The organism is Enterobacter sp. CCUG 70166 (assembly GCF_020224095.1).
GTDB lineage: Bacteria > Pseudomonadota > Gammaproteobacteria > Enterobacterales > Enterobacteriaceae > Enterobacter > Enterobacter intestinihominis.
This window is the reverse complement of record NZ_NRIQ01000028.1, coordinates 85073-98707: the sequence shown is the minus strand read 5'-3', so window position 1 is coordinate 98707 and position 13635 is coordinate 85073. Positions and strand designations below refer to the sequence as shown.

The following is a 13635-nucleotide window of genomic DNA, read 5'->3' as shown; positions in this document are numbered from 1 at the left end:
CAACCGATAAGGAAGACACTATGCAGCTCAATATCACCGGACATAACGTCGAAATTACTGAGGCTTTACGCGATTTTGTAAACGCTAAGTTCGCGAAACTCGAGCAGTATTTCGAGAGGATCAACCAGGTCTATGTTGTGTTGAAAGTGGAGAAAGTGACGCATATCTCGGATGCGACCCTGCACGTCAACGGAGGGGAACTTCATGCCAGTGCGGAAGGGCAAGACATGTACGCGGCTATCGACGGCTTGATTGATAAGCTTGCGAGACAGCTCAATAAACATAAAGATAAACTGAAACAACACTAATTGTCCGGGCAGTTAACGGGTGCAGGACGGCCTGTTGTGAAACACAACAGGCCATTTGTACAGTTAGCGCTTAGGTGAAATTATGATAAACAACGATTCCGCTCTTCAACTGAGCAATGTCCTTAACCAGGATTGTACCCGCAGTGGCGTTCACTGCCAGAGCAAAAAACGTGCGCTGGAAATCATCAGTGAGCTGGCCGCAAAACAGCTGGGTCTGCCGCCGCAGATCGTGTTTGAAGCCATTCTGACCCGTGAAAAAATGGGCAGTACCGGCATCGGCAATGGCATTGCGATCCCGCATGGCAAGCTGGAAGAAGATACGCTGCGTGCCGTGGGGGTGTTTGTGCAACTGGAAACGCCTATCGCTTTTGACGCCATCGATAACCAGCCTGTGGATCTGCTCTTCGCGCTGCTGGTTCCTGCCGATCAGACCAAAACCCACCTGCACACGCTGTCGCTGGTTGCCAAACGTCTGGCGGATAAAACCATTTGTCGTCGACTGCGCTCAGCTCAAAGTGATGAAGAGCTTTATCAAATTATCACTGAAGCAGAAGGCAATCAGGATGAGGCATAATCGGGAAAGGGCCTTCAGAACGGCTGCCCTGAGGAGAAACGGAACATGGTGCTGATGATCGTCAGCGGTCGTTCGGGGTCCGGGAAGTCCGTGGCCCTGCGCGCGCTGGAAGACATGGGATTTTACTGCGTAGATAACCTGCCGGTAGTGCTGTTACCCGATCTGGCGCGGACGCTGGCGGACAGGCAAATCTCTGCCGCCGTCAGTATTGACGTGCGTAACATGCCGGAATCGCCGGAAATCTTCGAGCAGGCAATGAACAGCCTGCCGGAATGCTTCTCGCCTCAGCTCTTGTTCCTGGATGCTGACCGCAACACGCTGATCCGCCGTTACAGCGATACACGTCGTTTGCACCCGCTCTCGAGTAAAAATCTTTCGCTGGAAAGCGCCATCGATAAAGAGAGCGATCTGCTTGAGCCGCTGCGTTCCCGGGCCGACCTGATTGTCGACACCTCAGAAATGTCCGTCCACGAGCTGGCGGAAATGCTGCGTACTCGCTTACTCGGCAAGCGCGAGCGCGAACTGACGATGGTGTTTGAATCCTTCGGCTTTAAGCACGGTATCCCTATCGATGCGGATTACGTTTTTGATGTGCGTTTCCTGCCGAACCCACACTGGGATCCGAAACTGCGTCCGATGACCGGTCTGGATAAGCCGGTGGCGGCGTTCCTCGACCGACACACAGAAGTACACAATTTTATCTACCAGACGCGAAGCTACCTTGAGCTATGGTTACCTATGCTGGAGACAAACAATCGTAGCTACCTGACGGTGGCGATTGGCTGTACCGGCGGTAAACATCGTTCGGTCTACATTGCCGAACAGCTGGCCGATTACTTCCGCTCACGCGGGAAGAACGTTCAGTCCCGTCATCGCACGCTGGAAAAACGCAAAACATGACCGTAAAACAGACCGTCGAAATCACCAATAAGCTGGGCATGCATGCGCGCCCGGCGATGAAGCTGTTTGAACTGATGCAGGGTTTTGATGCTGAGGTGCTGCTGCGCAACGATGAGGGAACCGAGGCAGAAGCCAACAGCGTGATTGCGCTGCTGATGCTGGATTCTGCCAAAGGCCGCCAGATTGAAGTTGAAGCCACCGGCCCGCAGGAAGAAGAAGCGCTGGCGGCAGTGATTGCCCTGTTTAACGCCGGGTTTGACGAAGATTAACGTTCGCCACGTCGGCGGGTAGCGCTGCGCTTACCCGCTTTACATAAGATTATTTCGCTCCATAAACCCTTCCCCACCCAGCTGACGCATCTGGCGCATAACCCACGCCTGGCGGCTTCGCACGTAGCCTGACGGCGCGCTGGCCTTAAAACGCAGCGGGTTCGGCAGCACGGCGGCAAGCAGTGCCGCTTCGGACATAGTCAGCCTGCTGGCGGGCTTGCCAAAATAGCGCTGCGATGCCGCTTCGACGCCAAACACGCCGTCACCAAACTCCGCGATATTCAGGTAGACGGTCAAAATGCGTTTTTTGCTCCACACCGTCTCGACGCCCAGCGTCAGCCCGGCCTCCAGCCCTTTTCTCACCCAGCTGCGACCGTCCCATAAGAACAGATTTTTTACCGTCTGCTGAGAAAGCGTCGACGCACCGCGGACGCGGTTTTCATGACGTTCATTATGATCCAGCGCCTTCTCGATAGCCGCCACGTCAAAACCCCAGTGCTCCGGGAATTTCTGATCTTCTGCCGCAATGACCGCCAGCCCCATCCACGGGGAGATTTCATCCATGCCGACCCAGTCTGAGTGGGCAACATAGCCAAAATCACCCGAGAGCCAGGCGCTAATCTGCCGCTCTGCCATCACGGACGAGAACGGGACGGGCAGGATGCTGAACAGCGCAATGCCTCCGCCCCAAAAAACGGCCAGGACCAGCACAATACGCAGCAGGATCCGTTTTAACCACCCGCCAGGGGATAATTTACGACTCATTCGGTAAGAACCAGCACTCTGTCCACCAGCTTTTCAATGCCTGCAGCAGCCTCGGCAATGTTCTGCGCCAGCATATACGCCGGCGTGGTGACGATTTTATTGTCCTCATCCACCACAATGTCGTCTACCGGACATGGCACGTGTTCGCCGCCCATATCTTCGACAATTTCAGCAGTATCAATGTCGGTTCCGATCGTGAGCCGCAGCGGGAAATCAAAAATCTTCGGCAGCATGGCTGGCGCAATGCAGATAAAGCCCTGCGGCTTACCTGCCGCATGCATCGCCAGCGATAGCGCTTTCAAATCGGGATCGACATGGCACGCCGCGCCTTGCGTTGCAAACGTGCTCAGGTTTTTCGCCGCGCCAAAGCCGCCCGGCACGATGAGCGCATCTAGCTCAGCCGCATCGGCCTGTACCAGCGGATGAATATCCCCGCGCACAATACGCGCCGCTTCAATCAGCACGTTACGGCTTTCCGCCATTGGCTCGCCGGTAAGATGATTAACCACGTCTGCCTGCGTTTTATCCGGAGCGAAGCAGATAACGTCGGCCCCCTGGCGCGATAATGCCAGCAGCGTTAATACGGTTTCATGTATCTCTGAACCATCGTAAACGCCACATCCGCTCAGCACGACACCCACTTTCTTCATTCTGACGATCCTTCTATGCAACTCGCTGAAGCACATTAAAAATTCTGATTAAAACGCTATGCTTCACACATTTCACTGATTCATGTAACAAACTGTTTAAGATTTGCTATCTTATCTGCGTGCGGCCTTAATTTTCAGGCGGCGTCCATGCGAAAACAACCCATAAAAATCAGGCGCAGCCACGATTTCCCTGGTGTTGGCGCAGTATTCGCGCACCCCGGTATAGCCGGGGTCATTTTTTTCGGGATTCTACCCAGGCTTTCAGCACTGCCACATCGTTTTGCCACTCTTGTTTCATCTCTTCAACCCAATCACCTACATTATCTTCCCAGGCAGGTAAATCAGGCGACTGAATCTGTTGGCCCAATTGCTGGAGATGGCGTAACCCGACTGAACCAGCTGCGCCTTTGATTTTATGTCCCTCTTCGACGATGCCCTTCTGGTCACGCGCCGTCAGGTTGGATTCGAGCACGTTCAGATAGCCCGGCATCATTTTTTCGAACACGGCCAGGCCATCGGTGATCAGTTTGGGTCCCACCAGATCGATATACTGCTCCAGCATGGCGGTATCCAGTATCGTTTGGGTTTTAGCGCTATCAACAGACGTCATGGTGCTCTCCTCTTCATCACAGGTATCCCAGAACTTCTTGATCATCGCCGTCAGGGCAGGTACTGCCAGCGGCTTGCTGAGCACATCGTCCATACCGGCCTCGAGGTACTCTTTTTTATCTTTCAGCACGTTTGCGGTCAACGCAACCAGCGGCGGCAGCTCGTCAGGAGCATATTTGCGCGTCAGCTCGCGGGAGATATCCAGCCCGGTCATGTCCGGTAGCTGAATATCGAGCAGCACCAGGTCGTACTCGCCCGGCGTGAACATCTCCAGCGCGGCTTTGCCGGTCATCGCGACATCCACGCTGTTACCGAGTTTTTCCAGTACCGACCGGGCGACAATGACGTTCAGCTCAATATCTTCAACCAGCAGGACGTGCAGGGCTGGAAGCGGCATATCATCGTTCTCAAACGTATCTTCCACTTCTTCAGCAACAGCAGGGGCGTGGACGGTAAGCGTAAAGGTGGAGCCTTTACCCGGCTGGCTGGCAACGGTGATATCCCCACCCATACTTTTCGCCAGACGTTTCGACACCGCCAGTCCAATGCCCGTGCCGGTCGCCGGTTTACCGCCGTGGCTGTCTTTAACCTGATAATACATGGCGAAGATCTTATCCTGCTCATCCTGAGGAATGCCGATACCCGAGTCCTCAACTTCAAAGTGCAGCATGTCCCCCTCATCATAGCGAATGCGCACCGCAACCTGTCCCTTCTGGGTAAACTTCACGGCGTTGCTGATGAGATTCCACAGGATCTGACGCAGACGCGTGCCGTCCGTCACCACTTTATGCGGCAGCGGCAGCGTCGGTTCCATCACGAAGCTCAACCCTTTCTGCTGGGCCTGCAAACCTGACAGGTTCTCCAGGTCTGCGAGGAAGCCGGTAAAATCAACCGGCTGGTTGTCGAGCTGAACCTTACGGCGCTCCATCTTATCCATGTCGATAATATCATTGAAGATATTGCCCAGCGTGACCGCCGAAACGTGGATCGTTTTGAGGTATTTTTCCTGCTCGCTGGTCAGGTCGGTATCCAGCAGAATACGGCTCAGCCCCACGATACCGTTTAGCGGCGTACGAAGCTCATGGCTGATGGTGGAGATGAAGGTGGTCTTGTCACGACTGGCGCGCTCCAGCGCATCCTGATATCGCTTACGCTCGGTGATATCACGGCCAAAGCCCATCAGACCATGACGTTTACCCACCCGATCGTAATAAGGCACTTTGCGGATCTCAAAGCAGGCCTTGCGCCCGTCGGGATAATCCAGCCACTGCTCATAGGTCAACGAGACGTTATGACGGAACACCTTTTCATCCGTCTCCATCACTTTTGCCGCCGCCTCTTCGGAGTAGACATCCTGAGGTTTCAGGTGGATCAGCTGCTTTTCGCTTTTCCCGGTCAACAATTCCATGGCCCGGTTACAGCCGGAGAACTCTTTATCTTCATTACGGTAGAACACCAGATCCGGCGACGCATCGAGGAACGAGCGCAGGAAAGAGGATTGCTGTTCAAGCTGGATCTGCGTGACCTCACGCTCTTTCATCTCAATTTTCAGCTGCTCCAGCGTGGTCTGACGCTCGGCTTCCGCCTTCTCACGGTCTGAAATTTCCTGATTCAGCTGGGCAATGTTGTCCTTGAGCTGAACGTTGAGTTTAAGATCGCGCTCGCGCATCTCTTCCAGCTTATCCACCAGTTTCGATAAACGCTGTCGGGACTCTTCCAACTGCTCAACCACCACGGAGAGGAAATAGACCGCCCATGGGGTGATCAGCAGGCCAAAGAAAATAGAGCGGATCACGTCGATGCTCTCGACCTGACCATGCAGAACCATGGTCACGGCCATTTGCACGACGATGGCCAGAACGACCAGCGCCAGCGCCAGCAGCATGGAAAAACGCACCAGCCCGAGCTTCATCATCAGGTCGACGTAGTACTGGGCCAGCATTCGAATTTGCTTCATAGAGGATCCCTTCACGACTTTATCGCTCAATAATACTCAAATTCACGGCGAGGCGTTGAAGGTTGTGAGAAAAAGTGCGGGGTGAAACAGGAGATTAGCCTCGCCCCCGGGCAAGCGGGAGCGAGGAAGAAGGTTTATCAGGAGCGTTTTAGCAGCATCCAGAGGCTGATCAGGAAGAAACTGGCGCTCGGCAACAGCGCGCCGATAATTGGCGGAATGCCATACACCAGCGTCAGCGGACCAAAAATCTGATCGAGGACGTAGAACACGAAACCAAAGCTGATACCGGTTACCACGCGAACCCCCATCGGCACGCTACGTAGCGGTCCAAAGATGAACGACAGCGCCATCAGCATCATCACCGCCACGGACAGCGGCTGGAAGATTTTGCTCCACATGTTGAGCTGGTAACGCCCCGCATCCTGCCCGCTCGATTTCAGATACTTCACGTAGTTATGCAGACCGCTGATGGAGAGCGCATCGGGATCAAGCGCCACGACGCCAAGCTTGTCCGGCGTCAGGTCGGTTTTCCAGGTACCGCTAACGGTCTGCGAACCGGTGATCTGTTTCGGGTTAGTCAGGTCAGATTCATCAACCTGGGATAACCGCCACAGCTTGTTGTTTGCATCAAATTTAGCAGAGGCGGCATAACGCACTGACTGCAAACGACGATCGTTATTGAAAGCATAGATACTCACGCCACCCAGCTCGTCATCCCCTTTCACGCGTTCGATATAGACGAAGTTCTGGCCATCTTTCGCCCATAATCCCTGCTGCGTGGAGAGCAGAGAACCGCCGTACATCGCCTGAGCACGGTAGTTACGCGCCATCTGTTCGCCCTGAGGCGCGACCCATTCGCCGATCGCCATGGTCAGCAGCACCAGCGGGATCGCGGTTTTCATCACCGACAGCGCAACCTGCATACGGGTAAAGCCCGATGCCTGCATCACCACCAGTTCGCTACGCTGAGCCAGCATCCCCAGGCCCAGCAGCGCACCCAGCAGGGCCGCCATTGGAAAGAAGATCTGCACATCTTTTGGTACGCTGAGCAGGGTGTACATCCCGGCGCCCAACGCGTCGTAACTCCCCTGCCCGGCTTTTTTCAGCTGGTCGACAAATTTGATAATGCCCGAGAGCGACACCAGCATGAACAGGGTCATCATGATGGTGGTAAAAATTGTTTTACCGATATAGCGGTCAAGTACGCCAAACGCCTGCATTAGATGGCTCCTTTACGCGTAAACCGGGCACGAAGACGACGCACAGGCACCGTGTCCCACAAGTTGAGTCCGACTGCCAGCAGCAGATACAAACCATTCACGACCCAGGTCCAGATCATCGGGTCAATTTTTCCTTTCCCGCCGTTAGACTTGATTGAGGTTTGCAGCAGGAAGAACACCAGATACAGCAGCATCGCTGGCAGCATCGACAGCACGCGGCCCTGACGCGGGTTCACCACGCTCAGCGGCACTACCATCAGCGCCATCATAAATACGGTGAATACCAGCGTGATACGCCAGTGCAGTTCAGCACGCGCACGATCGGTATCAGTATTCATTAAGGTGCGCATATCCATCTGCTCAGTATCCGTTGGATCGAGCGCGACGGCCTGATGACCAATGATGGCCTGGTAGTTCTGGAAATCTGTGATACGGAAGTCACGCAGCATAGCCGTGCCTTCGAAACGCGTTCCTTTGTTCAGCGTGACAACCTGAGAGCCGTCTTTACGCTGCGCCAGCTGACCGGAATCCGCCACTACCACAGAAGGGCGCGCGTTACCTTTCGGGCGCAGTTGAGCAAGAAACACGTCATTGAAGCGGCTGCCATCGACGCTTTCGATAAACAGCACGGAGTTACCGTCGGTCGCCTGCTGGAACTGCCCCTGCGCCAGTGCCGCCAGCCCCGGGTTAGCTTTTGCTTCCGCCAGCACCTCATCCTGATGACGGGACGAGGTCGGCCCCGCCCACATGACGTTAACCGCGGCAACAATGCCCGTAAACAGCGCCAGCACCATGGCTGCCTTTACCAGTACGGCCTTACTGAGGCCGCAGGCATGCATCACGGTGATTTCACTTTCGGTATAGAGCTTACCCAGGGTCATCAGCAGACCAAGGAACAGGCTTAACGGCAGGATAAGCTGCGCCATTTCCGGCACGCCAAGCCCGAGCAGGGAAAGCACCAGATTCGTTGGGATTTCGCCATCAACTGCCGCGCCGAGGATCCTGACCAGCTTCTGACAGAAAAAGATCAGAAGGAGGATAAAGAGGATCGCCAGTTGGCTCTTCAGCGTCTCCCGAACCAGATATCTTATGATTATCACTTTAAATACGCCCGTTAAAACTCGTCTTATGCAGGAATTTAGCTTGTTTCATGGCTTAAACGTCATTTATTCTCTTGAGTCGTCGAAATCATCGCTAAGATTAAAAAACCCGGCGGATTCGCGCTTCATGACATTTATTGACGTGTCGAAACCGTAGTAACGTAAGATTAACACGAAGTCACCACAACGGCGGACATGAGTTACGAAAGGTTTCAATTCTATCCGTAGCCGCCGCCGTTGTCTTTAAGATTCAGGAGCGTAGTGCATGGAGTTCAGTGTAAAAAGCGGTAGCCCGGAGAAACAGCGGAGTGCCTGCATCGTTGTGGGCGTCTTTGAACCACGCCGACTCTCCCCGATCGCCGAGCAACTCGATAAAATCAGCGACGGCTATATCAGCGCCCTGCTGCGCCGTGGCGAACTGGAAGGCAAACCAGGGCAGACCCTGTTGCTGCACCACGTTCCAAACGTCCTGTCCGAGCGTATTCTGCTGATTGGCTGCGGTAAAGAACGTGAGCTTGATGAGCGCCAGTACAAGCAGGTTATTCAGAAAACCATTAATACACTGAATGATACTGGTTCGATGGAAGCCGTCTGCTTCCTCACGGAGCTGCACGTTAAGGGCCGCAACACGTACTGGAAAGTACGCCAGGCCGTCGAAACCGCAAAAGAGAGCCTCTACAGCTTTGATCAGTTGAAGACCACCAAAAGCGAGCCGCGTCGCCCGCTGCGTAAAATGGTCTTTAACGTGCCGACCCGTCGCGAGCTGACCAGCGGCGAGCGCGCCATTCAGCACGGTCTGGCGATTGCTGCCGGTATTAAAGCGGCAAAAGATCTTGGCAATATGCCGCCAAACATCTGTAACGCCGCGTACCTGGCGTCACAGGCGCGCCAGCTGGCTGACGCCTACAGCAAGAACGTCATCACCCGCGTTATCGGCGAACAGCAGATGAAAGAGCTGGGGATGCACTCTTATCTGGCGGTCGGTAACGGCTCCCAGAACGAATCCCTGATGTCGGTCATCGAATACAAAGGCAATCCGTCTGAAGACGCGCGTCCGATCGTGCTCGTTGGCAAAGGGCTGACCTTCGACTCCGGCGGTATCTCCATCAAGCCTTCAGAAGGCATGGATGAGATGAAGTACGACATGTGTGGCGCGGCGGCGGTTTACGGCGTCATGCGCATGGTCGCGGAACTTCAGTTGCCCATCAACGTGATCGGCGTGCTGGCGGGCTGCGAAAACATGCCTGGCGGCCGCGCTTATCGCCCGGGTGATGTGCTGACTACCATGTCCGGCCAGACCGTTGAAGTGCTGAACACCGACGCCGAAGGCCGTCTGGTGCTGTGCGACGTGCTGACCTACGTTGAGCGTTTCGAACCTGAAGCGGTTATCGACGTAGCTACCCTGACCGGCGCCTGCGTGATTGCGCTGGGGCATCACATCACCGGCCTGATGTCGAACCACAATCCGCTGGCGCATGAGCTGATCGGCGCGTCCGAACAGGCTGGCGACCGCGTGTGGCGTCTGCCGCTGGGGGACGAGTTCCAGGAACAGCTGGAGTCTAACTTCGCGGACATGGCGAACATTGGTGGTCGTCCTGGCGGCGCAATTACCGCAGGCTGCTTCCTGGCGCGCTTCACCCGCAAGTACAACTGGGCGCACCTGGACATTGCGGGGACCGCATGGCGCTCCGGTAAAGCCAAAGGCGCGACCGGACGTCCGGTGGCGCTGCTGTCGCAGTTCCTGCTCAATCGCGCGGGTTTTAACGGCGACGAGTGATGAAAAACGCCGGGTAGCGGCTTCGCCTTACCCGGCCTACAACGTCACTCAACCGTAGGCCGGGTAAGCGTAGCGCCACCCGGCTTTGCATTTAAATCCACGACAAGAAACCCCATATATGAAGAATGCAACGTTCTACCTTCTGGACAATGACACCCATCAGGATGGCCTCAGCGCCGTTGAACAACTGGTGTGTGAAATTGCCGCAGAACGTTGGCGCGCAGGTAAACGCGTCCTGATTGCCTGTGAAGATGAGCAGCAGGCGATTCGTCTGGATGAAGCGCTATGGGCGCGCCCGCCGGAGAGTTTTGTTCCGCATAACCTGTCGGGCGAAGGTCCACGCGGCGGGGCACCGGTGGAGATTGCCTGGCCGCAAAAACGCAACAGCAGCGCGCGCGACATTCTCATTAGCCTGCGGACAGACTTTGCAGATTTTGCCACCGCTTTCACAGAAGTGGTAGACTTTGTCCCTTACGAAGAATCTTTGAAACAGCTGGCGCGCGAACGCTACAAAGCGTACCGCCTGGCCGGTTTTAACCTGAATACGGCAACCTGGAAATAATGGAAAAGACATATAACCCACGCGATATCGAACAGCCGCTTTACGAGCACTGGGAACAGCAGGGCTATTTCAAGCCTAACGGCGACGAAAGCAAAGAGTCCTTCTGCATCATGATCCCGCCGCCGAACGTCACCGGCAGTTTGCATATGGGGCATGCTTTCCAGCAGACCATCATGGATACCATGATCCGCTACCAGCGTATGCAGGGTAAAAACACCCTGTGGCAGGCGGGGACTGACCACGCGGGTATCGCGACCCAGATGGTGGTTGAGCGTAAAATTGCCGCTGAAGAGGGTAAAACCCGCCACGACTACGGTCGCGACGCGTTTATCGACAAAATCTGGCAGTGGAAAGCGGAATCCGGCGGCACTATTACCCGTCAGATGCGCCGTCTCGGCAACTCCGTGGACTGGGAGCGTGAGCGCTTCACCATGGACGAAGGCCTGTCCAACGCCGTGAAAGAAGTCTTCGTGCGCCTGTACAAAGAAGACCTGATTTACCGTGGCAAACGCCTGGTCAACTGGGACCCGAAACTGCGTACCGCCATCTCTGACCTGGAAGTGGAAAACCGCGAGTCTAAAGGCTCCATGTGGCACATCCGCTATCCGCTGGCCGACGGTGCAAAAACCGCAGACGGTAAAGATTACCTGGTGGTGGCGACCACCCGTCCGGAAACCCTGCTGGGCGATACCGGCGTGGCCGTTAACCCGGAAGATCCGCGCTATAAAGATCTGATCGGCAAATTTGTGGTGCTGCCGCTGGTGAACCGCCGTATTCCGATTGTGGGCGACGAACACGCCGACATGGAAAAAGGCACCGGCTGCGTGAAAATCACCCCGGCGCATGACTTTAACGACTATGAAGTCGGTCGTCGCCATCAACTTCCGATGATCAACATTCTGACCTTCGACGGCGATATCCGCGAAAGCGCAGAAGTGTACGACACCAAAGGCAACGAATCCGACGTTTATTCCAGCGACATCCCGGCTGAGTTCCAGAAGCTGGAGCGCTTTGCCGCGCGTAAAGCCGTCGTAGCCGCCGTTGACGCGCTCGGCCTGCTGGAAGAGATTAAACCTCACGATCTGACCGTGCCGTACGGCGACCGTGGCGGCGTAGTTATCGAGCCAATGCTGACCGACCAGTGGTACGTGCGTGCCGACGTGCTGGCGAAACCGGCTGTGGAAGCGGTTGAGAACGGCAGCATTCAGTTCGTGCCGAAGCAGTACGAAAACATGTACTTCTCCTGGATGCGCGATATTCAGGACTGGTGTATCTCCCGTCAGCTGTGGTGGGGTCACCGTATCCCGGCGTGGTACGACAATGAAGGCAACGTCTACGTTGGCCGCACCGAAGAGGAAGTGCGTCAGGAAAACAACCTGGGCGCTGACGTTGCGCTGCGCCAGGACGAAGACGTGCTGGATACCTGGTTCTCTTCCGCGCTGTGGACCTTCTCGACCCTCGGCTGGCCGGAAAACACCGACGCGCTGCGTCAGTTCCACCCAACCAGCGTGATGGTCTCCGGCTTCGACATCATCTTCTTCTGGATCGCCCGCATGATCATGATGACCATGCACTTCATCAAAGACGAAGATGGCAAGCCGCAGGTTCCGTTCCATACCGTTTACATGACCGGCCTGATCCGCGACGACGAAGGCCAGAAGATGTCCAAATCCAAGGGTAACGTTATCGACCCGCTGGACATGGTTGATGGTATCTCTCTGGAAGAGCTGCTGGAAAAACGTACCGGCAACATGATGCAGCCGCAGCTGGCGGAGAAAATCCGCAAGCGTACCGAGAAGCAGTTCCCGAACGGGATCGAATCTCACGGTACCGACGCCCTGCGCTTCACCCTGGCGGCGCTGGCCTCCACCGGTCGTGACATCAACTGGGATATGAAGCGTCTGGAAGGTTACCGTAACTTCTGTAACAAGCTGTGGAATGCCAGCCGCTTCGTGTTGATGAACACCGAAGATCAGGATTGCGGATTTAACGGCGGCGAAATGACCCTGTCTCTGGCAGACCGCTGGATCCTGGCGGAATTTAACCAGACGGTGAAAGCGTTCCGCGACGCGCTGGACAGCTACCGCTTCGACATCGCGGCAGGCATCCTGTACGAATTCACCTGGAACCAGTTCTGTGACTGGTATCTGGAGCTGGCGAAGCCGGTCATGAACGGCGGCACTGAGGCGGAGCTGCGCGGTACGCGTAATACGCTGATTACCGTCCTGGAAGGTCTGCTGCGCCTTGCGCACCCGATCATTCCGTTCATCACCGAAACCATCTGGCAGCGCGTGAAGGTAATTGCCGGTATTAACGCCGATACCATCATGCTCCAGCCGTTCCCGGCATTCGACGCCGCGAAAGTGGATGAAGCCGCGTCTGCGGATACCGAGTGGCTGAAACAGGCGATCGTTGCGGTACGTAACATTCGTGCAGAAATGAATATCGCTCCGGGTAAACCACTGGAGCTGCTGCTGCGCGGTTGCAGCGAAGCTGCCGTTCGTCGCGTCACCGAGAACAACACCTTCCTGAAAACCATGGCTCGTCTGGAAAGCATCACCGTGCTGCCTGCCGATGATAAAGGTCCGGTTTCCGTCACCAAAATTATCGACGGCGCGGAGCTGTTGATCCCGATGGCGGGCCTGATCGACAAAGACGCTGAGCTGGCTCGTCTGGCGAAAGAAGTGGCGAAAGTCGACGTGGAAATCGGCAAAATCGAAAGCAAACTGGCGAACGAAGGCTTTGTGGCCCGCGCGCCGGAAGCGGTCATCGCCAAAGAGCGTGAGCGTCTGGTTGCCTTCGCCGATGCGAAGACCAAACTGATCGAGCAGCAGGCGGTTATCGCAGCCCTGTAATGCTTTTACCCCTTACGCTTCAGGGCGTAAGGGGTATCCTTCCTGAAAACTCCTCGCTTGCACTCCCCTTTCTGCGGTGCTATTAACAG

At 55.6% G+C, this 13635-nt stretch carries 12 protein-coding genes; 7 read left to right on the top strand and 5 right to left on the bottom strand.

Annotated elements, in window-relative coordinates; all coding sequences use genetic code 11:
* Window positions 1–20: 20 nt before the first annotated feature.
* The 4 genes from hpf to npr all read left to right on the top strand — a co-directional run bounded on the left by hpf (window position 21) and on the right by npr (window position 2051).
* Entirely contained in the window at window positions 21–308 is a 288-nt protein-coding gene (hpf, locus tag CKK19_RS12665; protein ID WP_014171818.1) for a ribosome hibernation promoting factor, read from the top strand.
* 82 nt (window positions 309–390) lie between these two features.
* Entirely contained in the window at window positions 391–882 is a 492-nt protein-coding gene (ptsN, locus tag CKK19_RS12660) for a PTS IIA-like nitrogen regulatory protein PtsN (protein ID WP_003861869.1), read from the top strand.
* A gap of 45 nt (window positions 883–927) precedes the next feature.
* Window positions 928–1782 carry an RNase adapter RapZ gene (gene rapZ, locus CKK19_RS12655; protein WP_003861870.1) on the top strand — a complete coding sequence of 285 codons (855 nt, stop codon included), beginning with the start codon at window positions 928–930 and terminating at the stop codon, window positions 1780–1782.
* Window positions 1779–2051: a PTS phosphocarrier protein NPr gene (npr, locus tag CKK19_RS12650; protein ID WP_003861872.1), complete on the top strand. Its 273-nt coding sequence runs from the start codon at window positions 1779–1781 to the stop codon at window positions 2049–2051. Before rapZ ends, npr begins: the two co-directional genes overlap by 4 nt.
* 39 nt (window positions 2052–2090) lie before the next feature.
* Here the strand turns inward: npr and mtgA are convergent, their stop codons facing one another.
* The 5 genes from mtgA to lptF form a co-directional block, all read right to left on the bottom strand.
* Entirely contained in the window at window positions 2091–2816 is a 726-nt protein-coding gene (mtgA, locus tag CKK19_RS12645) for a monofunctional biosynthetic peptidoglycan transglycosylase (RefSeq protein ID WP_063853594.1), read from the bottom strand.
* Complete coding sequence (elbB, locus tag CKK19_RS12640; RefSeq protein ID WP_022649532.1) at window positions 2813–3466, bottom strand: isoprenoid biosynthesis glyoxalase ElbB; 654 nt, start codon at window positions 3464–3466, stop codon at window positions 2813–2815. The genes mtgA and elbB overlap by 4 nt, the downstream gene beginning before the upstream one ends.
* A gap of 232 nt (window positions 3467–3698) precedes the next feature.
* Entirely contained in the window at window positions 3699–6032 is a 2334-nt protein-coding gene (arcB, locus tag CKK19_RS12635; protein ID WP_032626426.1) for an aerobic respiration two-component sensor histidine kinase ArcB, read from the bottom strand.
* Between the two features lie 137 nt (window positions 6033–6169).
* Window positions 6170–7252 (bottom strand): LPS export ABC transporter permease LptG, encoded by a 1083-nt coding sequence (gene lptG, locus CKK19_RS12630; RefSeq protein WP_022649534.1) that lies wholly within the window; start codon window positions 7250–7252, stop codon window positions 6170–6172.
* Window positions 7252–8352, bottom strand: coding sequence for an LPS export ABC transporter permease LptF (gene lptF, locus CKK19_RS12625; protein ID WP_023307066.1), 1101 nt, complete (start codon window positions 8350–8352; stop codon window positions 7252–7254). The genes lptG and lptF overlap by 1 nt, the downstream gene beginning before the upstream one ends.
* Before the next feature lie 265 nt (window positions 8353–8617).
* On the opposite strand from lptF, the gene pepA reads away from it, so the two are divergent.
* The 3 genes from pepA (at window position 8618) to CKK19_RS12610 (ending at window position 13546) form a co-directional block, all read left to right on the top strand.
* A complete protein-coding gene (gene pepA / locus CKK19_RS12620; RefSeq protein ID WP_063853593.1) occupies window positions 8618–10129 on the top strand; it encodes a leucyl aminopeptidase in 1512 nt (503 codons plus the stop codon).
* Window positions 10130–10247: 118 nt separating this feature from the next.
* Window positions 10248–10691 (top strand): DNA polymerase III subunit chi, encoded by a 444-nt coding sequence (gene holC / locus CKK19_RS12615; protein ID WP_003861884.1) that lies wholly within the window; start codon window positions 10248–10250, stop codon window positions 10689–10691.
* The gene (locus CKK19_RS12610; RefSeq protein WP_063150255.1) at window positions 10691–13546 is read left to right on the top strand and encodes a valine--tRNA ligase; all 2856 of its coding nucleotides are present in this window, start codon (window positions 10691–10693) and stop codon (window positions 13544–13546) included. Before holC ends, CKK19_RS12610 begins: the two co-directional genes overlap by 1 nt.
* Window positions 13547–13635 lie beyond the last annotated feature (89 nt).

What these genes read in the sequence shown, in the direction of transcription:
- elbB (WP_022649532.1), bottom strand. Translation starts at nt 3,466, where the DNA reads ATGAAGAAAGTGGGTGTCGTGCTGAGCGGATGTGGCGTTTACGATGGT.
- ptsN (WP_003861869.1), top strand. Translation starts at nt 391, where the DNA reads ATGATAAACAACGATTCCGCTCTTCAACTGAGCAATGTCCTTAACCAG.
- arcB (WP_032626426.1), bottom strand. Translation starts at nt 6,032, where the DNA reads ATGAAGCAAATTCGAATGCTGGCCCAGTACTACGTCGACCTGATGATG.
- pepA (WP_063853593.1), top strand. Translation starts at nt 8,618, where the DNA reads ATGGAGTTCAGTGTAAAAAGCGGTAGCCCGGAGAAACAGCGGAGTGCC.
- rapZ (WP_003861870.1), top strand. Translation starts at nt 928, where the DNA reads ATGGTGCTGATGATCGTCAGCGGTCGTTCGGGGTCCGGGAAGTCCGTG.
- CKK19_RS12610 (WP_063150255.1), top strand. Translation starts at nt 10,691, where the DNA reads ATGGAAAAGACATATAACCCACGCGATATCGAACAGCCGCTTTACGAG.
- lptG (WP_022649534.1), bottom strand. Translation starts at nt 7,252, where the DNA reads ATGCAGGCGTTTGGCGTACTTGACCGCTATATCGGTAAAACAATTTTT.
- npr (WP_003861872.1), top strand. Translation starts at nt 1,779, where the DNA reads ATGACCGTAAAACAGACCGTCGAAATCACCAATAAGCTGGGCATGCAT.
- holC (WP_003861884.1), top strand. Translation starts at nt 10,248, where the DNA reads ATGAAGAATGCAACGTTCTACCTTCTGGACAATGACACCCATCAGGAT.
- mtgA (WP_063853594.1), bottom strand. Translation starts at nt 2,816, where the DNA reads ATGAGTCGTAAATTATCCCCTGGCGGGTGGTTAAAACGGATCCTGCTG.
- hpf (WP_014171818.1), top strand. Translation starts at nt 21, where the DNA reads ATGCAGCTCAATATCACCGGACATAACGTCGAAATTACTGAGGCTTTA.